Origin of the sequence: Shewanella sp. YQ_9 (genome assembly GCF_043103185.1) — a bacterium.
GTDB lineage: Bacteria > Pseudomonadota > Gammaproteobacteria > Enterobacterales > Shewanellaceae > Shewanella > Shewanella algae.
The window spans coordinates 133,485-158,869 of record NZ_JBICJO010000036.1 but is presented as its reverse complement, the minus strand read 5'-3'; the positions used below and the strand labels follow the sequence as shown (position 1 = coordinate 158,869).

The 25,385-nt window shown below is 55.2% G+C and carries 23 protein-coding genes; 8 read left to right on the top strand and 15 right to left on the bottom strand.

Features of this window, described 5'->3' with window-relative positions:
* Positions 1–24: 24 nt before the first annotated feature.
* Positions 25–600: a phage tail protein gene (locus ACF8D4_RS11865; RefSeq protein ID WP_146508267.1), complete on the bottom strand. Its 576-nt coding sequence runs from the start codon at positions 598–600 to the stop codon at positions 25–27.
* Between the two features lie 221 nt (positions 601–821).
* Entirely contained in the window at positions 822–1,313 is a 492-nt protein-coding gene (locus ACF8D4_RS11860) for an N-acetyltransferase (RefSeq protein WP_144131281.1), read from the bottom strand.
* 129 nt (positions 1,314–1,442) lie between these two features.
* Between ACF8D4_RS11860 and ACF8D4_RS11855 the strand changes: the two genes are divergently transcribed.
* The 3 genes from ACF8D4_RS11855 to mog all read left to right on the top strand — a co-directional run bounded on the left by ACF8D4_RS11855 (position 1,443) and on the right by mog (position 3,421).
* Positions 1,443–1,958 carry an NlpC/P60 family protein gene (locus tag ACF8D4_RS11855; protein ID WP_096142196.1) on the top strand — a complete coding sequence of 172 codons (516 nt, stop codon included), beginning with the start codon at positions 1,443–1,445 and terminating at the stop codon, positions 1,956–1,958.
* 16 nt (positions 1,959–1,974) lie between these two features.
* Positions 1,975–2,814, top strand: a complete 840-nt coding sequence (locus ACF8D4_RS11850) for a hypothetical protein (RefSeq protein WP_181317059.1) — start codon at positions 1,975–1,977, stop codon at positions 2,812–2,814.
* A gap of 73 nt (positions 2,815–2,887) precedes the next feature.
* Positions 2,888–3,421, top strand: a complete 534-nt coding sequence (gene mog, locus ACF8D4_RS11845; protein ID WP_025890134.1) for a molybdopterin adenylyltransferase — start codon at positions 2,888–2,890, stop codon at positions 3,419–3,421.
* 128 nt (positions 3,422–3,549) lie between these two features.
* Here mog and ACF8D4_RS11840 read toward each other — a convergent pair whose 3' ends face one another.
* Genes ACF8D4_RS11840 through ACF8D4_RS11830 form a run of 3 tightly spaced genes read right to left on the bottom strand, consistent with a single transcriptional unit; the run spans position 3,550 to position 6,856 of the window.
* Positions 3,550–4,686 (bottom strand): ABC transporter permease, encoded by a 1,137-nt coding sequence (locus ACF8D4_RS11840; protein ID WP_371872533.1) that lies wholly within the window; start codon positions 4,684–4,686, stop codon positions 3,550–3,552.
* Positions 4,683–5,417 carry an ATP-binding cassette domain-containing protein gene (locus ACF8D4_RS11835; RefSeq protein ID WP_028780402.1) on the bottom strand — a complete coding sequence of 245 codons (735 nt, stop codon included), beginning with the start codon at positions 5,415–5,417 and terminating at the stop codon, positions 4,683–4,685. The genes ACF8D4_RS11840 and ACF8D4_RS11835 overlap by 4 nt, the downstream gene beginning before the upstream one ends.
* Positions 5,414–6,856, bottom strand: coding sequence for an alpha/beta hydrolase (locus ACF8D4_RS11830; RefSeq protein ID WP_243888578.1), 1,443 nt, complete (start codon positions 6,854–6,856; stop codon positions 5,414–5,416). Before ACF8D4_RS11830 ends, ACF8D4_RS11835 begins: the two co-directional genes overlap by 4 nt.
* Positions 6,857–6,987: 131 nt before the next feature.
* On the opposite strand from ACF8D4_RS11830, the gene ACF8D4_RS11825 reads away from it, so the two are divergent.
* The 4 genes from ACF8D4_RS11825 to ACF8D4_RS11810 all read left to right on the top strand — a co-directional run bounded on the left by ACF8D4_RS11825 (position 6,988) and on the right by ACF8D4_RS11810 (position 12,302).
* Positions 6,988–7,371, top strand: a complete 384-nt coding sequence (locus ACF8D4_RS11825; protein WP_025009112.1) for a GntR family transcriptional regulator — start codon at positions 6,988–6,990, stop codon at positions 7,369–7,371.
* Between the two features lie 379 nt (positions 7,372–7,750).
* Positions 7,751–9,544, top strand: a complete 1,794-nt coding sequence (locus ACF8D4_RS11820; protein ID WP_392465554.1) for an AMP-dependent synthetase/ligase — start codon at positions 7,751–7,753, stop codon at positions 9,542–9,544.
* Between the two features lie 127 nt (positions 9,545–9,671).
* Positions 9,672–11,876, top strand: a complete 2,205-nt coding sequence (locus ACF8D4_RS11815) for a toxin-antitoxin system YwqK family antitoxin (protein ID WP_392465551.1) — start codon at positions 9,672–9,674, stop codon at positions 11,874–11,876.
* Positions 11,877–11,903: 27 nt separating this feature from the next.
* On the top strand, positions 11,904–12,302 hold the full coding sequence (locus ACF8D4_RS11810) for a thioesterase family protein (RefSeq protein WP_025888469.1): 399 nt from the start codon (positions 11,904–11,906) through the stop codon (positions 12,300–12,302).
* A gap of 48 nt (positions 12,303–12,350) precedes the next feature.
* Here ACF8D4_RS11810 and ACF8D4_RS11805 read toward each other — a convergent pair whose 3' ends face one another.
* Positions 12,351–13,178, bottom strand: a complete 828-nt coding sequence (locus tag ACF8D4_RS11805; protein WP_243757285.1) for a helix-turn-helix transcriptional regulator — start codon at positions 13,176–13,178, stop codon at positions 12,351–12,353.
* Positions 13,179–13,264: 86 nt separating this feature from the next.
* On the opposite strand from ACF8D4_RS11805, the gene ACF8D4_RS11800 reads away from it, so the two are divergent.
* Positions 13,265–13,963: a glutamine amidotransferase gene (locus ACF8D4_RS11800; RefSeq protein ID WP_144158232.1), complete on the top strand. Its 699-nt coding sequence runs from the start codon at positions 13,265–13,267 to the stop codon at positions 13,961–13,963.
* A 108-nt stretch (positions 13,964–14,071) separates the two neighbouring features.
* Here the strand turns inward: ACF8D4_RS11800 and ACF8D4_RS11795 are convergent, their stop codons facing one another.
* From ACF8D4_RS11795 to ACF8D4_RS11755, 9 genes are all read right to left on the bottom strand, one after another.
* Complete coding sequence (locus ACF8D4_RS11795) at positions 14,072–17,566, bottom strand: hypothetical protein (protein ID WP_392468739.1); 3,495 nt, start codon at positions 17,564–17,566, stop codon at positions 14,072–14,074.
* Between the two features lie 125 nt (positions 17,567–17,691).
* Entirely contained in the window at positions 17,692–18,597 is a 906-nt protein-coding gene (gene pbpG / locus ACF8D4_RS11790; RefSeq protein ID WP_107005865.1) for a D-alanyl-D-alanine endopeptidase, read from the bottom strand.
* Positions 18,598–18,688: 91 nt separating this feature from the next.
* Positions 18,689–20,767: a flagellar biosynthesis protein FlhA gene (gene flhA / locus ACF8D4_RS11785; RefSeq protein WP_144164550.1), complete on the bottom strand. Its 2,079-nt coding sequence runs from the start codon at positions 20,765–20,767 to the stop codon at positions 18,689–18,691.
* An 11-nt stretch (positions 20,768–20,778) separates the two neighbouring features.
* Positions 20,779–21,909, bottom strand: a complete 1,131-nt coding sequence (gene flhB / locus ACF8D4_RS11780; RefSeq protein ID WP_025009120.1) for a flagellar biosynthesis protein FlhB — start codon at positions 21,907–21,909, stop codon at positions 20,779–20,781.
* Positions 21,906–22,685, bottom strand: coding sequence for a flagellar biosynthetic protein FliR (gene fliR / locus ACF8D4_RS11775; RefSeq protein ID WP_025888462.1), 780 nt, complete (start codon positions 22,683–22,685; stop codon positions 21,906–21,908). Before fliR ends, flhB begins: the two co-directional genes overlap by 4 nt.
* A 1-nt stretch (position 22,686) precedes the next feature.
* Positions 22,687–22,956: a flagellar biosynthetic protein FliQ gene (locus ACF8D4_RS11770; RefSeq protein WP_025009122.1), complete on the bottom strand. Its 270-nt coding sequence runs from the start codon at positions 22,954–22,956 to the stop codon at positions 22,687–22,689.
* A gap of 4 nt (positions 22,957–22,960) precedes the next feature.
* A complete protein-coding gene (fliP, locus tag ACF8D4_RS11765; RefSeq protein ID WP_243880201.1) occupies positions 22,961–23,683 on the bottom strand; it encodes a flagellar type III secretion system pore protein FliP in 723 nt (240 codons plus the stop codon).
* Between the two features lie 10 nt (positions 23,684–23,693).
* Complete coding sequence (fliN, locus tag ACF8D4_RS11760; RefSeq protein ID WP_028780412.1) at positions 23,694–24,047, bottom strand: flagellar motor switch protein FliN; 354 nt, start codon at positions 24,045–24,047, stop codon at positions 23,694–23,696.
* Positions 24,013–24,729 (bottom strand): flagellar motor switch protein FliM, encoded by a 717-nt coding sequence (locus tag ACF8D4_RS11755; RefSeq protein WP_051546781.1) that lies wholly within the window; start codon positions 24,727–24,729, stop codon positions 24,013–24,015. Before ACF8D4_RS11755 ends, fliN begins: the two co-directional genes overlap by 35 nt.
* Positions 24,730–25,385 lie beyond the last annotated feature (656 nt).

Genomic DNA, 25,385 nt, shown 5'->3' with positions numbered 1-25,385 from the left:
CCAACTGCCGTTGATTGTGATGCTTTATGTTCTGGGAGGGTAAATGCCTTGTAAGGCAATGATGAAGTTCACCACGGTTAACGGCTGGCGCAAGTCGACAGTGTCACTGTTGCCCGTTGTGTTTGTGTTGCCATCCAAGCTGACTGGTGACGGTTGCATACTGGTGTTCGCCGTGGTGCTGTATGCTTCCAGCGCATTGAGACCGCTGGCAATCTTTGCCGGTACCGTATTGGGACCAGGCTCATCAGTGGTGCCGCTGCCGGTGGATGCCAGAGGGCTGACACTGGCATTGATTGAATCAATGGCGTGGTTATGGGCGGGCAACTGGGCTGTTGTCAGATTGGTCCCCTCAGTTCCAAGCATCTGCCCTTGGTTGTATAAACTGGTGCCTGGACTCTGGCCAAAGCTGACGGGTACCCGGCCGCGAAGATCCGGCAGCTTAAAAGTGCTTACTCCATCACCGCCATACATAGTGCCCAATAAAGAGAATAAAGCCGTATTACTGGCAATGCTTATTGTCTGTCCGGCGCACAGCGCCCAACCTGGCGGAGCATAGTTGAAGCCCACCATACGAATTTCGCCGATAAAGTTGTCTGCCATGATATTCACTCCTTGAAAATGAAGGCTTGGCTTGAGCAAGCCCTCTTGATGATGTCCATTTACCTAGAGGTGTCGCTGCGAGGCAGTGACAGGTCTCCATAAACACTGGTACACAAGTCTGGGAATAACAAGTTGTTTACTGGATTTTAACTTTGGTTGGGTGGTTGGCAGAGAATTGCGGAGGGAGGTAAGTTGTATCTTTGCAAGCCTACAATCGGTACTTAGTGGCAGTGCCAGCGCATCAATTCGTGAGTCTCAGTAACATCCTGGGTAACAAAACCTTTGTTCAAGTACAGTTTTTTCGCTTGCGGATTGTCCCTGGCGACCATCAGGGACACCGCCAGTTGGTTTAGCTGGGCCAGAGATTGAATGGCGTTCAGCAATTCGCTGCCCAGGCCTTGTCCCCGATACTCTGGTAACAAAGCCATATCCAGAATATGCAGTGCTTCAGTACCTGTGTTTAGGGTGAGTATTCCTGCCGCTTGCTCTTGCAACCGGAGTATTTGGGTAATGGCATTGGGATAGTGATTCTTGAACCAGGCTTGTTGCAGCTGAAACTGTTGTAACAATAGCACCTGAGCCATCTCCTCGGGTAAGCCCAGATGCAGAAAATAACTGCGGCAGGAGTTGAAGACTTTTTGGATAAAAGCTGTGTCGGCTGCCGTGGCCATTGAGGCCGACAATGGGGACTGAGGTGTGAATTCAAGCATCATAGTTTGCTCATCCTTGAGTCATGAGGTTGCTAACCAGAGGATAGCCTGGAGCAGGTGTCCGATTTTTGCAAATAGCGGCGGCTTATTGCACATTAGGGGTTCTTCAATGGCATCTGAGTTGGAAAGAGCATGCAGCTGTGGCAGATATTGGCGACATTCCTGTTGTTGGGCGCCCTGAGTGGCTGTTCCGGTCGTCCCGATCCTGTTTCCGCTCCGGCTACAGTGGCTAAGCCCCAAGACGGCACAGAGTCCGAAGCCAAGCGCTCTGAGCAAGCGCCCCTGTCACAGCAGCGGCTGCTGACGATGCAGCGAGAATGGCATGGGGTTCCCTATCGTTTGGGAGGCATGAGCAAGCGAGGTGTCGACTGTTCGGGCTTTGTCAGCCTGACTTACCGGCGTTTGAGCGACATCATGCTGCCGCGCACAGTGGATGAACAGCGCAAGCTGGGGTTTGCGGTCAAGAAAAGTCAGCTCAAGGTGGGCGATCTCCTGTTCTTCAAGACTGGCTGGAGTAGCCGCCATGTGGGGATTTACATAGGCAACAATGAGTTTATGCACGCCTCTACCAGTCAGGGGGTGATGATCTCATCGCTGGATAACAGCTACTGGAAGCAAAAGTATTGGCAGGCCAGGCGCCTGCTCTAGTGTCGGGAGAAGGGAAATGGATAGCCTGTTACTCGCCAAAATAGCGACCGCCATCATAGCCGTGGTGGGCCTGTCGCTGGTGGCCGAGCGGGTCAGCCCCAGAGTGGCGGGTATTTTGTCCGGCTATCCGCTTGGTACGGCTATCGCGCTGTTTTTTATCGGCATTGAATTGGGTGAGCCCTTTGCCGCCGCCAGTGCTACCGCCGCCTTGTCCGGTTTTATCGCTTCGTTGCTGCTGATTTGTGGTTATGCCCTGGGTATTCGTCTCGGCGGCGAGCGGCCACTGCCGTTAGTGGCACTGCTGGGGTCAGGGCTGGGATTGCTGGCCTTTGGCCTCAGTGGCTATCTTCTGAGTCTGTTGAATCTTAATCTCCTCGGCGGAAGCCTGGCGCTGCTGCTGGCGATAGTGCTTGTGGGCTTGGTGCTTGCCAAAATACCGGACGCTACCGTAGCCAAGCCCGTTCGCCTCAGCCCGCTGGTATTGCTGCTTAGGGCTGCGGCGGCGGCCATGATAGTGTTGTTGGTCACGGCGGCGGCCAAACTGCTGACGCCGGCTCAGGCCGGTATTCTGGCTGCCTTCCCCATTACGCTTTATCCGTTTTTGTTAATCATTCATCTGGCCTATGGTGCGCCGCAGGCGCAAACCATTATCAAGCATTATCCCAGAGGCCTGGGGTCGCTCATGTGTTATGTGATTGCGGTGAGCTGGCTCTATCCGCTGCTCGGCATTGCCTGGGGAACTGTGCTGGCGTTTGTGGTGGCGACCCTGTATCTGTTGGCGTTGAGCGCCTGGCACCGCTTGAAAACCAAGCCTCTTGAGACTCCCGCCCCCGAGACGACAAAATGCTCCCGCTGATGGGGGCAGGAAAGCCTAATTGTGGTATGTTAGGCGCCACTGCAACACAAGCATTTTTGCCAAGGGGAACAGCATGGCCAAAGCCAAAATCGGGATAGTAACCGTCAGTGACCGTGCCAGCGCCGGAGTCTATGAAGACATTTCCGGTAAGGCGATCATAGAGACTCTCAATGCTTATCTCACCAGTGAGTGGGAAAGTGTTTATGAAGTGATCCCGGACGAGAGGGAGGTGATTGAAGCCACCCTCAAGCGGATGGCCGATGAAGACGGCTGTTGTCTGGTGGTGACCACAGGGGGCACAGGGCCGGCCAAGCGCGATGTTACGCCCGAGGCGACCGAAGCCGTGTGCGACCGTATGATGCCTGGCTTTGGCGAGCTGATGCGCGCCGAGTCGCTCAAGTTTGTTCCGACGGCGATTCTGTCACGGCAAACCGCCGGGCTGAGAGACGACACCCTGATAGTCAACTTGCCGGGTAAGCCCAAGTCGATTCGTGAGTGCCTGGATGCGGTATTCCCAGCCATTCCTTACTGCATCGATTTGATGGAAGGCCCCTTCCTCGAATGCGATGAGGCAGTGATCAAGCCGTTTCGTCCCAAGGCGAAATAAGCCAACCCGGTTTTTACCCGGCCGATACCCTTGGGTTTCGGGGGGCGGGTTTCGGGGTTTCGGCAATCGAAAGGCAAGCCAACATTGAATCTCGGCTTGCCTTTTCTTTTGCGGCCTTGGGGTTTGGATCAGAGGCCAAACACCACCTTTTCGCTTTTGAGGGAGCGCTCCAGCCCCAGCACCAGGGCGGCGGCTATGGCCAACGTCAGCAAGCTGGATACCAACAGCTGCAGTAGCGGCAACTCCTTCCCCTTGATAAAGGCCATCAGCGCCTGTTGCTGCCCCGAGACCGGTAACCATTGCAAGGTGTCCGGCGCTATGTCGTAACTGGCGGTCATCGCCAGGGCCAAGGGCACGAACAGCACTATGGTCAAATAGGATTGGGCTTCCTTAAAGGTCTTGGCCAGGAAGGACACAAACAGTTGCATGCTGGCGGCCAGCAGGGCGACCGGCAAGCCTATCAACAGCATCAGGGCAATAAACTCGGCGCTGATACTGATGCTGAAGCCGAGCTCCTGCCAGGGCACCATGGGGTAGGCAAACTTGGAGATCAGCAAAATCAGGATCAAGCCCAACATGGCAAACACAGTTACCGCCAGCAGCTTGGAGATCACCAATTGCCTCGGGGTGACAGGGTGACTCAGCAGCAGCGCCAATGAGTTGCGTTCACGTTCGCCGGCACTGGTATCTATCGCCAGATTCATCCCGGAAATAAATACCGAGTAGATCATGGTGAAGATGGCGATTCCGAGGATCATTCCGCCCTTGGAGTCTGGCGTGGCCTGATCCTGCAATTGCACCTTAATCGGCTGCATTATCCTGGGATCTATACCGCGGGCCAGTAGGCGCAGGCTGCCCATTTCGGAGGAATAACCCTGCAGCGCCCGCTCCAGACGGCGAATCGATTTCTGCAGCTTTTCATCCGAGTTGTCGGCTATCAGGATCACCTCGGCCCTTTCGCCTTTGGCCATCTGCGCCCGATATTGCTCGCTTATCTGCAGTATCAGAGCGCCTGCCTGCTCGCCGCTGTCCTGATTGATCCCCTTCTGGCCGAGATAGCGCACCAGATCCGGCGCCTGTTCGGCGTTGTCTATGCGAATTTGCAGGTCATCCGGGCTGGAGAGCTGACCAATCAGCACCACAAACAGACCGCACATGATCAGCGGCGTGCCTATGGCATAGTAGAGACCGGCCATTACAGAACGCTTGTCGCGGGCGGCATCCAGCAGTTCCTTGCGAACCAGTGTCAAGAGTCGACTCATCATGCGGCTATCCCCTCATCCGTGCCTATCAGTTGTATAAAGGCATCTTCCAGTGACTCCTTACCGGTTTGACGGCATAGATCGGCCGGGCTGCCAACGGCCACCACGCGTCCCTGGGTCATGACTATCACCTTGTCACAGAGAGCGGCGACCTCTTGCATCACATGGCTGGAGAACAACACACAGTGGCCCTGGCGTTTGAGATCTAACAGCAGCTCCCGCAGTACCCGGGTGCTCATCACATCCAGCCCGCGGGTGGGTTCGTCGAGAATAATATTGGTCGGTTGATGCACTATGGCCTGAGCCAGTGCCGTCTTCATCCGCTGCCCCTGGGAAAAGCCCTTGCAGTGGCGGTCGGCAATATCGTCCATCTTGAGTTTGCCGAGCACATCGGCAGTCGCCTGCTTGGCGGCCTTACTCGGCATGCCGCTGAGTTCGGCGAAGAAACGAATATATTCCCTCGGGCTCAGGCGTTCATAGAGGCCGAAGGGATCCGGAAACAGCCCAAGTTGCTGCTTGGCCGCCAGCGGATTGCGGCCGACATCTATACCGTCGACTTCGGCTATGCCTTCGTCCGGTTTCAGCAGGCCAAACACAGTGCGCAGGCAGGTAGTCTTGCCGGCGCCATTGGGGCCGAGCAGGCCGGTAATCATGCCATCTTCGGCGCTGAAACTCAGGCCATCCAGGGCTTGAACCTTGCCGATGCGCTTACTCAGATTGGTCACCTTGATCATTTTGTTCCTCCTGGAATGGCTTCCACTGTGCTGGCGTTGAGATAGAAACTGCGACGCACATCTTTGTTGAGACACTCGCCATCCAACTTGTCCGGCGCCGTGCCCTTGACCAGCTCGGCGATCAGCTCATTGGCGCAGGACTGGGCGGCAACACCATGGGTGGCATAGGGGGAGATCAAGTGTCTGGCGTTGCTCAACTGGGCCATGGCCAGCTCACCCCAGGAAGGCGGCGTGGCGGGGTCCTTGGCTCCGGAAAGCAACAGGGTGGGGATATCGCTGGCTATCGGCTCGGCAAAGGTGGCCGCCGCGGCCGGGACATTCCAGATAGGGCAGCTTCTGTCCAGGCTGCTGAGCATCTCTTTGCCTATGACGCTGGCCTCTGCCTGTTGGCGCTCGGCGGCGGTCAATCTGGGCCAGTCTTCACCGCAAACCACGGCGGCGTGCATGCCCATGGCAATTCCTGTGCTATCGACACTGAGAGCCATTAATCCCAGCAGGGGTTGGTATTCCTCCATGGCCGCCCGGTGGATGGCGTAGGGTAGCAGAGCTCTGACCGATGGGCTGTAGAGCGCCATTCTCAGGCTGCCGAGCAGCTTGCTACGGGTCAGGGTCAGCATGGCGATATCGCCGGTTACCGGATGAGGCACCTTCTTCATCACCGCATGCTGCCCCAGGCGCTCGGCCAGTTGGTTCAGTTCTTGACGCAGCTGTGGGTAGGTTTGAGCGCACAAAGCGTCCTGCTCACAATCGCTCAGCAGCAGATCCTGGGCCCGGCCAATGGCGGCGCCTATGGCCAGCACACTCTGCTGCATAGGCACGATGCCATCCAGGGTCACTGTCTTCAGTGCCTCGGGATAGTGGCGCATATAGAGCTGAGCCATGCGGCTGCCGTAGGAGATGCCATAAAGGTGCAGCTTCTGATAACCCAGATGTTGGCGAACCGCTTCGAAGTCGTGCAATGCCTGCTCGCTGCCGTATTGGCTGATGTCGGCATCCAACTTACTCAGGCAGTTACGGGTTTCCTGTTCGACATCGAGTGCTTCGTCGTTATAGGCCAGGGTTTGTTCCAGATCCAACGCCGCACACTCAAGGGCGTTGGACTGGCCGGTACCGCGCTGATCTATCAGCAATATGTCCCGGTTTTGACGGACTTTGCTTAAGATCAGGTCGAAGGTGGCGGCATTTTCGATGGCCGACTGTCCCGGCCCGCCGGCGATGGCCAGTACGGCTTCATTAGGGGCGGTATTCTTGATTGCCGGCAAGACGGCATAGTGGATTGCCAACTGGCGGCCTTCGGGCTTTTGCGGATCCTCCGCGACTCGAATCGTGCCGCAACGCAGACGTTCAGACAGACCATCGACATAACAGCCCGTGCTTTCGGAAGCTGTCTGTGCCTGACTCAGCGGCGTCCAACAAAGCCCCAGAGCCAACAGCAGCATGCTGGTTACGGCAAGCCTGTGGTGCCGGCCAAAGTTCCTTTGCTTCATGCTTGTGTTCCTTTTTGGCATTCCTGCCGGAGTGTGTTAGTTTTATTGGTGTATCAATGTATTAATACAGTGTTTCAAGGCTAATGTTAGAACTATTGCATGTCAACCCCGGCAGCGGCGAACCCATCTACCGTCAATTGAGCGAGCAGATTATCCATCTGATCGTCGGCGGCCAGCTGCCCGAGGAAACCGTATTGCCCTCGGTGCGGCAGATGGCTGAGCATCTGGCTGTAAACCCCATGACAGTTTCCAGGGCGGTGAAACAGTTGGTGGAGCAGGGATGGCTGGAGCGGCGACGCGGCCAGGCAACCCGGGTAGCCCAGCGCCGGGCCCATCAGAATTTGTCGGCCGAGGCCATTATAATGCCGCAGCTTGAAGACTTGTTGGCAACGGCGCAGCAATTGGGGTTGTCGCAACAGGGGCTGCAACAGTTGATAGTCAAACATTGGCCCCGAACCAAGGAATAACAGGGAACAAGTATGAAGCAGCCGGCCGGTTATTGCATTTCGCCAAGATTGGACTGTGAGTCTTAGGGAAGGTGCGAATAAGTCCTCGTGGTCTTCTCTTTTGTAGAGAGTGGCTTGCACAGCAATTGGCGTTCAAGGCACCTTCCTTAGCTGCGGTGGCGCGGGTCAGGCTGCTCTTTACCAAGGGCGTTGTTTCATCTTGGCCGCAATAGATTATGGCGTACAGAAGTACTGGAACCCTGATATAACAACTGGTCTGATCTCTATGAGTGGAGCGTGATACTGTACGGAATTAGAGCAAAAGCTCTTATGTTTGCCTGAGCCTTGGGGTAGAATCTCAAAAGCGGAACAGCTGTAAGCTAAAAAGGTAAACCGAGTTATGTCTCTAGAGCAGTACAGAATCACCCATCTCTTGCGTCAGCAGCTTAAAGCGCGCGCAGAGCATATCGCCCTGGAAGGCTTCGAAATGGCTGCGCCTTGGGATAAGGTCAGCTGGAATGAATTTAACCGTATCAGTGCTGCCATTGCCGGAACTCTGATTGCCAACGGCTTTGAGGTTCAGGATCGCGCCGTGATCTTGTCCCACAACTGCCCGCAATGGACCTGTGTCGATGTCGGTGTGATCCGCGCCCGCGGTGTTGTAGTGCCGGTTTACCCTACCTCCACCCTGGAGCAAGCTGCTTATATCATCAATGATGCCGGTGCCAAGCTATTGTTTGTGGACAACAAAGCTCAGTATGAACTGGCTTGTGAGTTGGAGTCCTTGTGCCCGACACTGAATTGCGTGGTGGTGTTTGACAAGCAAGTCACCCTCAAGCAGCCCCATCATCAACACCTGGACACCCTGCTTGAGCAGACAGTGCCCGAAGAAGCGCGCACTGAGCTGGCCGCCATGGAGCAGAGCGCCACGCTGGATGATCTGCTGACTCTTATCTATACCTCAGGTACGACCGGCGATCCCAAGGGGGTGATGCTGGATCAGCGTAACTTCGCCTCGGCCATGCGCCAGCATCAACAGAAGATCCCTTTCAGCAGTGACCAGGTGTCACTGGTTTTCCTGCCCCTGAGCCATGTTTACGAGCGGGGTTGGAGCTTCTATGTGCTCAGTCGTGGTGGCCGTAACGTTTACCTTGCGGACACTCAAAGAGTCAAAGAAGCCATCGCCACCGTGCGTCCTCACACCCTGTGTGTGGTACCCAGATTCCTGGAGAAGGTATACAGCGCGGTGCAGGACAAAGTTGCCCGAGCCGGAAATGGTCGCCGCAAGTTATTTGCCTGGGCATTGTCAGTGGGCGAGCGCCAATTTGAGGTGATGCAGGGCCGGGCCAAACCCAGTGCCTGGTTGTCGTTGCAATGGCGCCTGGCCGACAAGTTGGTTTACGGCAAACTCAGAGCCGCTCTCGGTGGTCGCCTGCAGCTGATGCCCTGTGGCGGCGCGGCTTTGGATGCCAAAGTGAGTGCGTTCTTTGCGGCCATTAATCTGCCGGTACTCTGTGGTTACGGTATGACAGAAACCACGGCAACCGTTACCTGTAATACATTGGACAACAGGGTTACAGGTTCCAACGGCCGCTGTATGCCTGAGGTGGAAGTTCGTCTCGGGGCCGAGAATGAGATTTTGGTTCGCGGTGATACCGTGATGCGCGGTTACTTTAATCGTCCCGAGGACACAGCCGAGGCCTTCGAAGATGGCTGGCTCAGGACTGGTGATGCCGGCTACCTGGATGAACAGGGTAATCTGTTTATCACCGACAGGATCAAAGAGCTGATGAAGACCTCCAACGGCAAGTACATTGCGCCGCAGCGGGTTGAAGGCAAGGTGGGTTGCTGTCCCTTTATCGAACAGGTGGCGGTGGTTGCCGATGCCCGTAACTATGTGACTGCGCTAATCGTTCCGGCCTTTGAAGCCCTGGAAGCCTGGGCCAAACAAAAGGGACTCAGTTATGAATCCCCGCTGGAACTGATACGTCACAGCCATGTGGTGGAGCATTTTGAAGAAAGGCTCAAACACCTGCAACAGGAGCTGGCGGGTTTTGAACAGATCAAGAAGTTTACCCTGCTGCCGGAAGCCTTCTCTATGGAGGCGGGTTTGATTACCCCGACTCTTAAGCTCAGACGCAAGATGATCTATCACAAATATTCCCGCGAAATTAACGCCATGTATGGTGGTTAATTCTGAAAAAGGCTGCCTGGGCAGCCTTTTTTAATAGCATGATTCCTTTAGATTTAATACCGGCTGTTGTAGTATTGGCCCCCAATCTTGGCCGGGTTGCCAAGGTCATTTCTCAAGGAAGCAGTATATGGAACGACTATTCCAACCAGGCTTGCTCACAGGCTTATTTCTCCTTATTTTTTCCCCGCTTTCTTCAGCCTCTGAATTGGCTCACGGCCCTTTGACACTGCCCGGCGGTGACGGCGAGCAGTTGTCTTTCTACCGTGATGCCGAGCAGGTATTGGCCCAGGTTCAGGATGATAAGGGCAGTAAAACGCTGGATAGCTTCCCGTCAGCAACTCAGGTCGTCGCCGTCTTTTATCAGGATCTCGATGGTGATGAGCAGCGCGAAGTCCTGGTGATGCTAAAGACCGGCTCAGAACTTTCCATCAGGGGATATGGTCGGGACTACAGCAATTGGCAGTGGCTGCAACGCCTGCAGCCCAGGCTGGACCGGCTGGCTCCTTCCCTCAAACACTTCACCGTGGCCGAAGTGCGTAAACAGTTGAAGCGCTGGCCGCCGCAACAATATTTGATGACTTACGATATTGACGTCACTGATGACGCCAACATCAGGGCCTTGCTGCAAGGTACCCTGGAGAGTGACGGGCAACTCTTGGGTTACCGGGATGAAGAGGGGCGGGCAGTGAAGCGCGCCGAACAGGCGTACTCCTATCGGCTCAAGTATCCCGTCAGAATCAAAGAGGGACAGACAGCATTCTTCCTGACCGCCAGCTTCGAGCGGCTCAGCTTTGGTATTGGTGAAGCTGAAGGATTTATGGTGACCGAAGTGGCTTACCAGCGCGATGATATTGAGGGGGAGGCTGGTCGCAGTGGCCCGCTGCTGGGGTTTGCTCCTACCGGTGGCACCTGGGGCGGTGTGACACTGAGTGCCTATTACCAGGGCGGTAAGTTGCATGGTAGTTGGGCCAGCTATAGCCCACGTAATGGCCGTATCAACGCCGCCGGTGACTATCGAAATGGCTTGCAGCAGGGCGAGTGGATAGAGGCTGACTTCGATGGTCGTTTTTGGCGGGGGCAGTACGTCGACGGCAAGCAACAGGGCCTGTGGAAGCTGGAATCCGACTATGACGAAACCCTGTCGCTGGGGTTTGCGAACTACAAAGATGGCTTATTGCATGGTGAATACGAGGAGCTTCTGGCCGATTTTGGCAGTGACGCCGAACCCACACCCACAAAAATCTGGCTCAAGGGTGCGTACCTTGACAACAAACGCCATGGCCCCTGGATTGAAGATGGCAACAGGGTGACTTATGACCATGGCTTGAAAGATGGCCTCTGGGTTGAGATGGATGGCGAATCTGAGCTGCGGACCCATTACCATCAAGGTAAGAAACAGGGACTGCGGCAGCGACTGGATAGCAGCGGTAAACTACTGCTGGAAGAAAATTATCTTGCCGATCAGCTTGATGGCCAGAGCCGTTACTTCTATGCCAGTGGCCAGTTGAAAAAGCTGTCGCAGTTCAAGCAGGGTAAGCAAGATGGCCAGCAGCTGTATTTCCATGAAAATGGTCAACTGAGCAGTTTGTATGATTATCAGGCGTACCAAGATAAAGAGGGTCGTTGGTATGAGATCCTTCAGGAACAGGTTCTGCGATACAGCGAGCAGGGGCAACTGCTGGAGGTGCAGCAGTATCGTGATGCTCGCGCCGAGGGGCGTTGGTATCGCTTCGATAAACAGGGGCAACTGGAGCGCCTGCAAAACTTCAGTCAAGGGCTGGGGCAGGGAATGCAGGCCAGCTTCAGTCCTCATGGGATCTCCTCTTTTCGGACCGTAGAAAAAGGGATATCCATAGGCGATGGCTATCGTTTTCACCGCAACGGCCAGTTGCAGGAGATCAACTTCTATTGCGATTATGACGGCGCGGCAACCAGCAATAACCTGTGCAGTTGGCAACACAGCTTCTATGAAGATGGTCAGGATGCTTGCTTCAGACGCCTCAGCTACGGTTATGAACAGGAATATATCTGCTATGACCGTGAGGGACGGCTGCTCAAGAGCCAGGAGCTGACGGCGGCCAACAAGATGGTTGAACGCCGTTACATCAATGGCAAGCTCCATAAGGAGGAGCCTAGGATCTCTGTATACAACCGGATGATCAATGGCGAACAGGTTTACAACTTCAATGGTGCCCGTTTCGATGGCGTGGTCATAGGCATCTATCACGATGGCCGCTATGAAACCCTGTATCGGGACGGCAAGAAAATTTGCGGCAAACAGTTTGACCCTCAAGGTAAGCTGAGGGCCGGCAAAGACAAGTGCGAGTTTTAATCAACAATAATAACAATAGGATACCCTATGGAAGCGTTAAGCCTGGATATTCAACCCAGATTCAATGAAACCGATGGCCTGGGCCATATCAATAACACTGTGCTGCCCGTGTGGTTTGAAGCCGCCAGAGAGCCTGTGTTCGAAATCTTCAACCCAGGTCTGGATCTGGCTAACTGGAACCTGATTGTGGCCGGATTCACCATCGCCTTTAAGGCGCCCACCTATTACGGTAAGACAGTCAGAGTATTGACCTCGGTCAGCCGCATAGGCAACAGCTCGTTCGAAGTATTGCAGCAGAGTTGGCAGGGAGAGCTGCTAACCGCCGAAGCCAAGACCACCCTGGTGCACTACGACTACAGCTGTGAGCAGAGTCGACCTATTCCTGATGAGATCCGCCAGCGTCTGCAGCCTTTGCTGCGGGAGTGAACCAGCACTTTTCGAGCTCAGCCACTATTGCCATTAGGCCAGCGTCTTCTACGTTGGCCTATTCTGGCTACGGTATTGGTGAGGTGTCTGGTCAAAGAGTCCTTTGAAGGCACAGATAAAGGCAGAATCGGACTGATAGCCCGCCTGAAATGCCACCTGTTGCACTGTTTCACCTTGTTCCAACTGCGTCAGCGAACTCAGCAAACGTAGGTGCTGGCGCCAGAGTGGATAGCTGCAACCCAGTTCCCGGGCAAACAGCCGGGAAAGAGTGCGCTCGGATGCGCCCACCCGCTCGGCCCATTGGGCCAGAGTCATTTCCAATGCCGGTCTGGCAACTTGTTCATCAAAAATCCGCAGCAGACGTTTGTCTTTTGGCAGCAGTAACCCCAAACGATAGGGCGCCGCCTGGATCACCTCATCCTTGAGAACCGCCAATAACCTCAACCTTGCGTCTGAGGCTTGCGGGCTGGGTGCTTGTGTCAGATGCAGCAGCAATTCCCTTAGAAAGGGAGATACTGCCAAGGGTTTGGCCTGAGTGGGAAAGCCCTGGCTATATGAGGGATCCAGGTAGAGACCAATGAACTGGGTATCCACCAGGACTCTGGACTCATGTTCCTGGGTTGCCGGAATAAACAGGGCGCCGTTATGGGGCAGTATAAAGCGGGTATCCCTGACCTGAGTCTGTAACAGGCCGCTTGCCGGAAACACCAACTGATGCCAGTTGTGGCTGTGCCAGCTATCGACATGCCCTCTGGGCATCCACAGCACTTTGCTGAGCACCCGGGCGTCGGGATAAGCCGCTATCAGCCCATTGGCATCGAACCGTGCTTCTGAAGCTAGGGTATCTGTTGGGGAAATAGCTTGGCGGTTTGGCAATGTTATCTGTCTTTGTGTCGATATCTATCGGTCTGCTGTCAAGGCTAACATGACGGCCAACTGAACAACAAACGCGGGAGCGACAGGTGAAGGTATATTTTATTCAACATGAATCTTTCGAAGGGCCGGGGGTTTTGGCGAACTGGTGTCGCGCGCGCGGCTATGAAGCCAGCTATACCCGCCTCTGGCTTGGTGAATCCTTGCCGCAGAGCCTCCAAGGCGTAGGTTTATTGGTTGTGCTCGGAGGCCCACAGTCACCGGCAACCGGCATTGCCGAGTGCCACTATTTTGATGCCCGGGCGGAACAGGCCTTGATAGCCAGAGCTATTGCCGGGCAGGTGGCTGTGTTGGGTATCTGTTTGGGAGCGCAGCTGATTGGCGAGGCGCTCGGTGCTCCTTTCGAACCCAGCCCAGAGGTTGAGATAGGCTTCTTTCCCGTGACCTTGACCGCGGCCGGCAGGGCGCATCCAGGCCTGGAAAGCTTCGGCGACAGTGTCACACTGGGGCATTGGCACCATGATATGCCTGGGCTGACGGCCGATAGCAAGGTGTTGGCATTCAGTGAGGTATGTCCGAGGCAGATAGTGGAATATGGTGCCAGAGTGTACGGCTTTCAGTGCCATCTGGAATTTGACGCCGAGGCGATAGAGGCGCTTATCAGTCACAGTGCCGCCGAGTTTGGTCAGCCCCGTCCTTGGGTGCAGTCACCTGATTTACTGCGCCAGGCCGAGACTCAGGAGATGAATGTCTTGTTGTGGCAATTTCTGGACTGGCTGGTGCGCTGAAGCGGGCAGCATAGACAGCCTAAAAGGCGTGCCCATGCTGCCTGGCGCCTATGTGGCCCATAGCCTATGTAGCCCGCCAAACCCCTTGCCTTACCCAATCGGCGGCGGTTAGGCAAGCTCTGCCATGGCATCTCTGACCCGGCGGGAGGCATCGTTGGCCAGCGCCGAGAGCAACTCGGCCGCGTCGGGGTAGTCGCCTTCCAGGCAATCGATCAGCTCGATTTTCTCATTGACAGTCAACTGAGTAATAAGGGGCGTCAGAGTGCCGTTTCTCAGTTGAGCGACTAGCCAGTCACAGGGAGCTTCATATTCCCCTTTGCCGAGGCAAAAAAGCAGCAGATTCATCGGCTCAAGCCGCAGCGGCTCCAAGGTTTGCAGCAGCCAGCTCAGCGCCGCTTCCTGCAGCTCATCGCTGTCCTGGTATCTCCTGTCTATGTATCGTGCCGCTGGCCAGTCGCCGCGGCGCACCTTGTCGGCCATAAAGGCCCGCAATAGCTGCTCATCGAACAGTTCAAATCCCAATTGGTAGCCAAGCAGGAGTTGCAGCAGTCGCTGCCGGGTTGGGGTGGGAAGCAGCCACAGGCACTGCTTGAGATCATAACGCTCGAAGGATGAGTAGATACTCAGCTCATCAAGGACGAACAGGCGTTGCAGGCAGGCTTGCATGGCTGCCAGCGGCAGTTCACCACTCAGGTATGCTTGCAGTCGAGCATTGACCAAGGTGACCCTGGCATCGACCGAGTACAGGGTCTTGAATGCAGCCAAGATCTCCTCGGCGCTGACACTCTCGTCAAACAACAGTACCTCGCCCGGAATACCTTGGGGCAAGCCCTCCGGCGGTATCGCTTGGGTCAGCAATAATGCCTGCAACTCTTCACCCTGACGCCGAAGCAGGCTGACGTTGAGCCAGTCATATCTGTCATCTTGGGCCTGCTCGCAAACCACAAGTTGCGGCGCGGCAACCACAGGCTGCTTTATGCCCCGCTCCAGCAACTGACAGCGACCATCAAAGTCTTGAGCCAGTACCCGCTGCCAACTCTTGAGGTTGTCGCGAATAAAATACTCGAGGCAGAGTGACCACTCCCGCTGCAGCTCGGGGTGTTGGATAAAGCCTTGCCCGGGAAACTGCAGCTCCAGCAGTTCGAAGGCACTGAGCTTCTCTCTATCCGGCAGTCGTCTCAGTGCCTGCAGCAGTGAATCTGCCTGGCTCGATGAGGCCTGGGCCAACTGGCTCAGCTGCGCTACCGCGCGCAGGGTGTTGGCGCCATCGCCGCTGCTCAGCGACAGTTGGAAGTTAAACACCGTCAGCAGGGCTTCACTGACGCCGAGTGATTGCATGCTACCGACAAAGCCCTGACGCTCGGTATCAGAGTCAAACTCAGGGTCGAAATTATCGTCACTGTAAGGCATGGCGGCATAATGCAAGAGTTTGAGTGGCGCCAGTTCCAGCAGCCATTGCCACAGGCGCCGGGCCAGTATGAGAGCCGGCGCTTGCGGCTCATTTGGCTGAGCCGAGGAGTGAGTTAAAGCGTGCTGCGAGGCCAGCAGGAAATAGCACAGCATGGCACCGCGGCGAAAACCATCTTGTTTGTCGAGCAGCAGGTATTTGGGCTGGAAGTCACTGATGGGCTCCAGGGTCAATTGGCGGCCAACATCATCACGCCCTCTTCGATAGAGCTGGTCTTGTGCCAGTTGCAGCGCCTCAAGCTCACAAAGAGAGGGGGCGGGCCGACAGATAAACGCCTTGAGCGGCTTGGCATCGTCTGCGGCCTGTTTGAGCACTTGCCCGGCAAGCAGTTCCCATGGGCTATTAGCGTTTAATCTCTCGCTCAGCGCTCGGCTGGTGGCATCATGGCACTCGGCCAGACAGTCCTGTTGCCAAAGGAAGGCCAGCAACACATAGTGGCCGAGTTCCATCTGGCTCAGCGGCCAGTTATCCGGGTTGGCAAGCTGCCGGTGTTGCCGGAACAAGGCCAGTGTCTTGTTCAACAAGGGACGGTTGTAGACCTGGCGCTTGTCGTTCCATTGCTGCAACAGTTTAGCCAGTTTCGCCTCGAGCAGCGCCTGCTCACTCGTGTCACTGAGGTTGCTGTAGCGCTGCAGATATTGGCCGTCATCGAGCAGCCCTTCATCGTCGACCAGGTTTTCGCGGATCTCTTCCAGTTCGGGGTTGCCAAGCCAAGCGAACCAGATATCCAGCAGGCGTAAATATTGCTGTTGCCTTTGCTGCAGACTCCTGGATGGCAAGATATCGGCAAAGGCTTCGACATCTTCTTGATCACCATAGAGCAGTTCATAACGGCTATCACTGAGAATACTGCTCAGCTCTTCGGCAATATGCCGATTGGATTCTGCCGTAACGCAGTAGTCGACTATGTAGTGATAGAGCCCCAGGGCTTTGGCCTTACAAGCGGGAATTAATGCTATTGGTTGCTGAACCGCCAGCGCCTGGGATTGGCTGCCATCATGCAGATATTGCCACAATGCTGCGCCTTGGGGTTGCGCCAGTACCAATGGCTTTAACAGACGCAGCAGCCTGCCCGGCCGCTCATCGTCCTCATCCTGATAGCTGTCGTCTTGCTCATCTGCGTCGGTTTCGACGCTCCCGGATATGCCGCATCTGTAACAGGCCAGGGCGTCACTGGCCTGGCTCTCTATGGCGGCGCGCAGGTCGCTTATCTCCTCTTCGAGACTGGCGCGGATAAACTGGCTTTCAAGCAGGGTATCCAGCCCCTCGCTCTGTTCAACTTCAAACCAGGCAAACTCAATCGGGTACATGCTGACAAAGAAATGCAGCACGGCATCGACTCTGCCGAGTGGGCGGTCTTCGGCGGCGAGCAGTTTGGGGCTATTAAGTAAACGCTCGCTCAACAGCTGTTTGAATAGAGGATATTGCTGTGGATGTTGCTTGAGGAAGTCGGCCAGTGGCTGATGACTCTGAATGCCGGTTTCGCCGCTGTAGAAGAAGCCCTGGCGCAAGTGGTCGCTGTCGCACCAGACAAAGGCCCGCAGCATATCCGGGCTCCAGCCATTGAGTTCGAGCAGCCGTGCCATATATTGCTCATAGCCATTGCTGTAGACATTGTCCCAGGCGGGGATCAGAAAGCGTGCCAATAGCCAGGCTAGTTCGGGCATGCGCCGGGCCAGCAGAAACAGGGCCTCGACCCCGAAAATGCGGCTGTCGTCCAGCCACATGCGCTGCAGATCGTTATGCCTGCGGGCGAAGGCTATCATGGCCTCGGCGGTGGCCAGCAGTTCGGGGGCCAGGCGAGGGTGTTGCATGGCAATGGCGAACAGCAAGGGTTCAGAGAGGTAGAGGTCACATTCGTCACTGATGAGTGGCGGCAGCATGAACCCTTCGCCATCCGGCCCCAGGCTCAGGGCTTCCTGCAGCAGAGCGCGCAGTCCTGAGTCTTGCAGGTCATCGATTTGCAGGCGGCGGTTGCCGCTGTCGGTCACGGCGACAAATTCGATATCGAACATGCCCTGGCGCAGAATAGTACCTTGCTGCAGTTGTTGCCGGTATCGCGCCAGTGCCAGGCTGATGGAGAGGGGATCCCGGGGATCCAGCGGGATAAGGGTGTGCTTTTTAAATGACTGCATCTTCCTGACTCAGTAACTGCGAAGGCCAAAGGCCTTTAAACGAGGCGGGATGATAACAAAAGTTGTTGTGGATGCGGCTACACAAGCGTGAAAACCTGCGCTGAGTCACCGCTGTTTGCCGAATATTAACGGGTGGCGGCCAAGGCCTGACGTTCTGTTTGCTTTTGCTGTTTATAGTCCAGTGCTTCTTGGGGAACCGGACTGACTTTGCCGGTTTCCAGCCACTTCTTCAGGCGGCCGGCATCGGCCAAATGGGTCAGCTTGCCGAAGGCATCCAGTACCACAAAGGCGACTTCCCGCTTGGCCATTTGGGTCAGCATAACCAGACAGTGGCCGGCGTCATCGGTATAACCCGTCTTGGTGAGGTGGATCTGCCAGTTTTTCTTGTTCACCAGGCGATTGGTGTTGTAAAACGCCAGGTTATATCTTGGCTTACGAAACATGACGCTACGGTTGGGGGCCGAACTCAGTTCGCCTATCAGAGGGTATTTCCTGGCCTCACGCAGCAGTTTGACCAGGTCTCTGGCGCTGGAGACATTCTGCTCCGACAGCCCTGTGGGTTCGACAAAGCGGCTGTCAGTCATCCCCAGTTCTGCCGCCTTGGCATTCATCGCCTTGATAAAGGCCTGGTAGCCGCCGGGATAGTGATGTGCCAGGGTCGCGGCGGCGCGATTTTCCGAAGACATCAATGCCAGCGCCAGTGCTTCTTTGCGTTTCAATTCACTGCCGATACGGATACGGGACACCACGTTTTGCATGATATCGGCCTGGCTGACATCCACGGCAATCCGTTCGTTGAGCGGCAACTTGGCATCCAGTGTCACCAGCGCCGTCATCAACTTGGTTATCGAGGCTATGGGCTGTACCTGCTGTGGGTTGTCCTCATAGAGGACCTCGCCGGTTTCCAGATCCACTAGCATGGCGCTGGCCGAGGCCAGCTGTTGCAGCTCGGCCCTGGCCGGTAATTTTTGCGCCGCCCAAACCGGCAGACAGCAGCACAGCAATATTATTAAGCTGGTAAGTCTTCGCATTACCTTAATCTTCCCGCAATCATTTCTCGTAGGACTTTAGTATAAGTTTAAGGTGAATTACAACGATTTACTCCTTGCCGATAATGCCCGTTTATCCCAACTGACCGGCGACCATAATGTCTTTGTTTTCAGAAATCTCATTGTAAGACAACACATTAAGACCTCTTGAAAAGGCCAGAGCATAACGGCCCAGCAGCGGGCGCAACTGAGGCGGCACCAGTAGGATAGGATGATGTCCGGCGGCCTTGGCCTCGGCCAACAGCTGGGGCATTTTTTGCTGTAGCTGCGCCAGCAACTGCGGATCCACAGGGAAACCATCCAGTGACACGCTGCCTTGCTGTTGGGCGGTGCTCAGGGCACTCATCAGTTGTCGCTCAAGCTCTGGGGTCAGGGTCATCACCTTGAGCTGAGGCGCATCTCCACAGATGGCCTGTACTATCGCCTGCCTTAGCGCGCAGCGAACATCGGCTGCCAACAGCACGGGATCTTTGCTGTTTTCACTGCAATCCAGCAGTGTGGTGCCTATGGTCAAAATATCCCGCAAAGAAACCTGTTCCCTTAGCAGTAGCCGGTAGACCTTGAGCTGTTGAATCGGCGACAGCGCCTGGCTCAGTGACTCGGCCAGCTTGGGGGCCTGGCGCGCCAGTCGTTCATTGAGTGAAATCACATCATCGTGCTGCAATAGCTCGGCCATTCGCTCCCGCAGCAACTTAGCGACATGGGTGGCGATCACAGTGGCGTTGTCCACGACGGAATAGCCCAGGTTCAGCGCATTGGCTTTCTTTTCCTGCTCTATCCAGACCGCCTCCATGTTATAGGCAGGATCCCGGGTGATGATGCCGTCCAGCTCACCAAAAACATTGCTGCTGCGAATCGCCAGCAGTCGCTCTGGGTCCAGTTCTGCCGTGGCCACCAAGGTACCCATTATGCTGATTTGGTAGTGAGTGGGGCTCAGCGCCAGGTTATCCCTGACCCTGACTTCCGGCAGCAGATAGCCCGCCTGTTCCGACAGAGTGCGGCGAATTCCGGTCAGGCGTTTCATCAGTTCGGCGCCGCGCTCTTTTTCCACCAGAGACACCAGTCGATAACCCAGCTTGACCTCTATCGCATCGACATAGGGCAGGCTGTCCCAGCTGGGCGCTTGAGGTTCGCTCAGGGCCTCGCCGGCCTGTTTGGCCTGTGGCGGTGGCATGATTGTCGGCTTGGTGCGGTACTGTTTGTAGGCGACAAAACCCAGCAACAACGCGGCACTGAGGAATACCCAAGTGGGCATGCCGGGTACCAGACCCATGATCAACATCACCAGCGCCGCAGTCGCCAGGGTTTTGGGATTGGCCAGCAGTTGTTCGTTGAACTGGGCCGGCATCTCTTCGGCATCTGAAACCCGGGTGACTACAATCGCCGCAGCAGTTGCCAGCAGCAGCGATGGGATCTGCGCCACCAGACCGTCACCTATGGTCAAGAGTGCATAGGTCTTGAACGCCTCTGTGCCGCTGAGATCATGCATAAAGATGCCGATACAGATACCGCCTATGATGTTGATTGCCAGGATCAACAAGCCGGCAATGGCATCGCCGCGAACAAACTTGGAAGCACCGTCCATAGAGCCATAAAAGTCAGCTTCCGCGGCGACTTCTTTACGCCGCTCCCGCGCCTGATCCTGGGTCAGCAAACCGGCATTGAGATCGGCATCTATCGCCATCTGCTTGCCGGGAAGCGCATCCAGGGTAAAGCGGGCCGACACTTCGGAGATCCGCTCGCCCCCCTTGGTGATCACCACAAAGTTGATAATCATCAGGATCAGGAACACCACGGCGCCAACCACATAGTTGCCTCCGATCACCACTTCACCGAACGCCTGGATCACCTTACCGGCGGCATCGCCGCCTTCATGGCCGCGGATCAGCACCACCCGGGTCGATGCCACGTTCAGCGTGAGTCGCAGCAAGGTTGCCAGCAACAAGAGTGTCGGGAAAATGGAAAAGTCCAGCGGCCGCCGAATTGACACGCTCACCAGCAACACCATGATGGCCAGCACTATGTTGAAGGTGAACATCACATCCAGCAGCCAAGGCGGCAGCGGCAGAATGATCATCGCCATCAGGGTCAGCAGCAGCAATGGCACCATGGCATGGGACTTATTGGCGGTAAGTAATCGCAGCCAGTTCATTGGGTTATCCTTTAGTCATGTCGCAAGTGGGGTGGAATATGAAATTCCGGCAGCGGTGCCGGCATGGGTTTGCGTCCGGCCCGGGCCGCCTGGATCTGCAAGACGTAATTGAGTACATGGGCCACAGCCTTGAACAGCGCCGCGGGGATCTGTTGCTCCACTGCCGTCGAGTGGAAGATGGCGCGGGTCAACGGCGGGATCCTGAGGATTTCGACGCCATGCTGCTTGGCAATCTGTTGCATATAGAGGGCGACTTCATCGCGGCCCTTACAAAGCACGAAGGGGGCCTCGGCCCTGGCCGGGTCATACTTGAGTGCCACGGCATAGTGGCTGGGGTTGACCATCAATACATCGGCCTGAGGTACGGCGACCGAGGCGCGGGAACGGGCAAACTGTTGTTGCAGTTGGCGTATTCTGGCCTTGATTTCCGGCTTACCCTCCATCTGTTTATGTTCATCCTTGACCTCCTGCTTACTCATCCTCAGCTCTTTGTAGTGCTGCCAGAGTTGGTAGGGCACATCGACCAGGGCGATCACCAACATTCCCAGTCCCAGATAGAGGATGTAGTCACTGAGCAGTTGCAGCCCTGTGCTGGCACCCTGCAGCAGATCCTGCTGACTCAGGTAGAGCAAGTGATCAAAATCATGCTTTAAAAACAGCAGCATGATCCCGATAAGCAAGCTGACTTTCAGGCAAGATTTCCCCAGTTCCACCAGGGAGCGGGTGCCACACATGCGCTTGAGGCCGCTCAAGGGAGCGATACGGCTCCACTTGAAGCCCGCATTGCCTAGGTTGAACACATGGCCGCCGGGCAAGCCGCCCACAATAGCGGCCAGCAGCAGTATCATCAGAAACAGTGGTCCCAGCAGCTCGAGTATCCCCAGCAGCGCAGCGGCCAGGTGACTCTGCATCATTCCCGGGGTATCCAGGTTTTCGCGGCTGACCAGCATATGCAGCTCAGTCTGTTGCATCAGCTGCTGCGCCAGCCAATCGCCGCTGTTGCTCAGCAGCAGGGAACCGGCAATCATCAGCACACAGGCGCCGAGATCCTTCGAGCGCGGGGTTTGGCCTTTCTCTCTGGCCTTGCGCAGCTTGTGACTACTGGCCTTTTCGGTTTTATCCTGGGAGGAGGATTGACTCATTGGCTCCCTCCCAAAAACTGATGCATGGCAAACAGGGCGTCGAGGCAAAAGTCACTGTACCTGTCCGGCAGGGTCGAGAACGACAGCAGGACACAGACAAGCCCCATGATCATGGTCATGGGAAAACCCAGGGCAAAGATATTCAAAGAGGGCGCCGAGCGGCTGAGCACCCCAAATGTCAGGTTGACCACCAACATCGCCATCACCGCCGGCAGCGCCAGCATCAAGGCGGCGGCAAACATCCAGCCAAACTGGCCGATCAGCTGCATCAAGGGCAGGTCGAACAAGCCGTTGCCTATGGGCCAGAGGCGGAAGCTGTCCACTATGATGCCGATGGCAACCAAGTGCCCGTCCAACGCCAGAAACAGCAGGGTGCCGTACATTACCAGCATCTGCCCCAGCAGAGGTTGGCTACTGCTGCTGCCGGGGTCGTTGGCCAGCGCCATGGACAGCCCCATCTGCATCGACAAAATGGTACTCAGCAGGCTGAGGATATGCAGCATGATGCTGAGAAACAGTCCCAGCATCATGCCCAGCAGCAGTTGCTCCAGCGCCAGCAACACTGCCCTGAATGAGAGTGCGTCGAGGACGGGAACCGCCGGTAGTATCGGAATGATCAGCGCCGCCAGCAGCAGTGCCAACAATACTCTAATCAATACGGGGACATGGATATGGCCGAGGAAAGGCATCACCAGAAAAGCCCCCAGAAGACGACTGAAAGGCCACCAGAAAGAGCCGAGCAGTTGCTGCAGATAGTCTGTCGTCAGGCTCAGCATTTTAGCCAATCACATGGGGGATCGAGAGGAACAGCTGGTTGAACAGATCGAGCAGCTTCTGCACCAGCCACTGGCCGGCGAACAGCACCATTAGCAGAGTCAGTACCAACTTGGGCAGAAAGCTCAGGGTCTGCTCATTGACCTGAGTGGCGGCCTGAAAGATGGCGATCAACAGACCCAGCAACAGGCCCGGGCTGATCAACACCAATACCATCAATACCGCAAGGTAGATGGCATCGGAGAAGAAGCTTGTCAGTTCACTCAGCTCCATGGCGCTATCCGAAGCTGGCCGTCAGGGTGCTGACAGTCATAGACCAGCCATCGGCCAATACGAAGATTAACAACTTGAATGGCAAGGAGATAATCAGCGGCGACAGCATCATCATCCCCATGGACATCAACACGCTGGCCACCACGAGATCTATCACCAAAAAGGGCAGATACAGCAGGAAACCAATCTGAAAGGCGGTTTTCAGCTCCGACAGCACATAGGCCGGCAGGATCACAAAGAAGGGGATCTGCTCCTGGGTCAGGGTCAAGGGTTCCTGGGCGATTTTCAGCATCTGCTCCAGGTCGGTTTCCCGGGTTTGCGCCAGCATAAAATGCCTCAGCGGCTGTTCGGCAATCGCAATCGCCTGAGGCAGCTCTATCTGCCCCTGATCATAGGGAAGGTAGGCCTTTTGATAGATCTCCTTGCCCACGGGTTGCATGATAAACATGCTGAGTACCAGGGCGATACCTATCAATACTTTGTTGGGCGGGCTCTGTTGCAAACCCAAGGCCTGACGCAAAATTACCAGTACTATGATGATACGGGTGAAACTGGTCATCATCAGCAGCATGGCGGGTAACAGACTCATCACTGTCATCATCGCCAGAATTTCCAGCTTGATGTTGACCTTTTGTGCCTGTTGACCGTCGTCCAGGGTGAAGAGTGTCATGCCATCGGCGGCAGACACAGGAAGGGCCAGCAGTGACAGCAGCAATAAAATGAGCAGGAATAGGCCGCTATTCTTTGACCAAGGTTGCGCCACTGGCAACGACCTCCAGCAGCCGCACACCGTAACGACCATTGACTTCAACCACTTCGCCGCGTCCGAGCAGGGCGCCATTGACCCGGATATCCAAAGGCTCACCCACCATGCGATCCAGGGCAATAACATCCCCCTGTCCCATATGGGTCAGTTCGCCGAGTGTCATCTCAGTACTGGCCAGTTCCAGAGTGACCTGCACAGGCAACTGCTTGAAGAAGCTCATATCCCGGGAGGGCTTTACCTGTACCGAGGTCAACGGCTCTTCGAGCAGTTCATTGTCGAGTAAAAAATCATCACTCAGCGATGTTTGTCCATCCACTTTGATCATCCTCATTTTGTTGGAAAGCATCTTGATTCAGGCGAGCGACCAACTTGCCTTGGTGGCTGTGTACCGAGCCGTAGAACAAGGTCAGCCCTCCCAGTGAAATCGGGCAGCGTTGATGCAGATTCAGTGGAATGATTTCCCCGGGCTGCAGTTCGGCCAGAGCCTGTACCGGCATGGGTTGCCAACCCAGCTCCAGCTTGAGCTTGACCGGGATCTGGGTCAGCTGTTGTTCCAGCGCCTGTTCGAGATTGTCCGCTTGTTGATATTGGGGGGCGGCCTGACCGATACGTCCCAGCAGTTCGTCTGTCATGGCAAACAACATAGGACTGGTGTAATGGCTGTCCGGAAAGCTCATCGACCAAAGGGCCGCGACCCTGTATTCAGTCTCGGCACCGGACAGTTCTATCTGCAGTTCGTCCGGCTTGATGGGATCAAAGGGCATGCTTTCCAGCACCGCCTGCATCAGTTTGAGCCCCAAGCGAAATTCCGACTGAGTCGGCGCTCCCAGCGGCGAGTACAGCTTGCCGGATTGACCGCCATAGTAGCTGCTGGCCAGCTGTTCGAGGGTACAGCGATCAATTCGCAATAAACCCAATAGCTTGCGTTGATATTTAAAGGCAAACCAATGATGTTTATTACAACTTTTCAGCAGAGTTTCACCGGGCGTTAATTCGGTACGAATCAATGCCGGAAGTCCCTGTCTTGTCAATGGTTTGAGTATTTGATTTAGCGCTTGTAATAATCCTTGATTACAGTTATCCAACTGTCCGAATAAACGACTACGGGCTAATTTTTCTCGAATTAGAGCAATCGGCCTACAATCATGAGTCTGATCTGATTTTATTAGCTCTGCCCGTGCAGTTATCTTCATTCCATTATTACCGTGCAGTTATTTTCATTAAACCATTACCGCGCAGTCGCCGTTCGCAACAATACAGCTACAAAATAAGTTAATTTTTTGATAAAAATAACCAATGACATATTAGACGTAGGGGGCAGAATATTATCAAAGTCTGGGCATCATACAAGCTGAAAAGTGTGTATTTATTCAGTGTCAAAAAATGGTTCCAAGACAAAAAATTGACACATTGATGTTAATCAAAAAAAGCGCTTTGTAATTTGACAGGATACATTTGTATGAGCTATTTTCGCCGTCAATTTTCTCGATAGAAAAGTGATTACTTAATATTCTAAGAGATTTTTAACTGTTTTAAGGTTAATCGAATTGGCTATATTAATAGCGATTAAAATAGCGCCTACCTCTGGGTTTTAGGTGCTTGGAGTATATTTAGTTCAATTCGAATTCATCGCTGAAATTAAGGGTAATAACAAAGGAATTTA

What these genes read in the sequence shown, in the direction of transcription:
- ACF8D4_RS11810 (WP_025888469.1), top strand. Translation starts at nt 11,904, where the DNA reads ATGGAAGCGTTAAGCCTGGATATTCAACCCAGATTCAATGAAACCGAT.
- flhA (WP_144164550.1), bottom strand. Translation starts at nt 20,767, where the DNA reads ATGAACTGGCTGCGATTACTTACCGCCAATAAGTCCCATGCCATGGTG.
- ACF8D4_RS11860 (WP_144131281.1), bottom strand. Translation starts at nt 1,313, where the DNA reads ATGATGCTTGAATTCACACCTCAGTCCCCATTGTCGGCCTCAATGGCC.
- fliN (WP_028780412.1), bottom strand. Translation starts at nt 24,047, where the DNA reads ATGATCAAAGTGGATGGACAAACATCGCTGAGTGATGATTTTTTACTC.
- ACF8D4_RS11840 (WP_371872533.1), bottom strand. Translation starts at nt 4,686, where the DNA reads ATGATGAGTCGACTCTTGACACTGGTTCGCAAGGAACTGCTGGATGCC.
- pbpG (WP_107005865.1), bottom strand. Translation starts at nt 18,597, where the DNA reads ATGCGAAGACTTACCAGCTTAATAATATTGCTGTGCTGCTGTCTGCCG.
- flhB (WP_025009120.1), bottom strand. Translation starts at nt 21,909, where the DNA reads ATGAGTCAATCCTCCTCCCAGGATAAAACCGAAAAGGCCAGTAGTCAC.
- ACF8D4_RS11835 (WP_028780402.1), bottom strand. Translation starts at nt 5,417, where the DNA reads ATGATCAAGGTGACCAATCTGAGTAAGCGCATCGGCAAGGTTCAAGCC.
- ACF8D4_RS11770 (WP_025009122.1), bottom strand. Translation starts at nt 22,956, where the DNA reads ATGGAGCTGAGTGAACTGACAAGCTTCTTCTCCGATGCCATCTACCTT.
- ACF8D4_RS11850 (WP_181317059.1), top strand. Translation starts at nt 1,975, where the DNA reads ATGGATAGCCTGTTACTCGCCAAAATAGCGACCGCCATCATAGCCGTG.
- ACF8D4_RS11855 (WP_096142196.1), top strand. Translation starts at nt 1,443, where the DNA reads ATGCAGCTGTGGCAGATATTGGCGACATTCCTGTTGTTGGGCGCCCTG.
- ACF8D4_RS11795 (WP_392468739.1), bottom strand. Translation starts at nt 17,566, where the DNA reads ATGCAGTCATTTAAAAAGCACACCCTTATCCCGCTGGATCCCCGGGAT.
- mog (WP_025890134.1), top strand. Translation starts at nt 2,888, where the DNA reads ATGGCCAAAGCCAAAATCGGGATAGTAACCGTCAGTGACCGTGCCAGC.
- ACF8D4_RS11815 (WP_392465551.1), top strand. Translation starts at nt 9,672, where the DNA reads ATGGAACGACTATTCCAACCAGGCTTGCTCACAGGCTTATTTCTCCTT.
- ACF8D4_RS11820 (WP_392465554.1), top strand. Translation starts at nt 7,751, where the DNA reads ATGTCTCTAGAGCAGTACAGAATCACCCATCTCTTGCGTCAGCAGCTT.
- ACF8D4_RS11865 (WP_146508267.1), bottom strand. Translation starts at nt 600, where the DNA reads ATGGCAGACAACTTTATCGGCGAAATTCGTATGGTGGGCTTCAACTAT.
- fliR (WP_025888462.1), bottom strand. Translation starts at nt 22,685, where the DNA reads ATGCTGAGCCTGACGACAGACTATCTGCAGCAACTGCTCGGCTCTTTC.
- ACF8D4_RS11830 (WP_243888578.1), bottom strand. Translation starts at nt 6,856, where the DNA reads ATGCTGCTGTTGGCTCTGGGGCTTTGTTGGACGCCGCTGAGTCAGGCA.
- ACF8D4_RS11825 (WP_025009112.1), top strand. Translation starts at nt 6,988, where the DNA reads ATGTTAGAACTATTGCATGTCAACCCCGGCAGCGGCGAACCCATCTAC.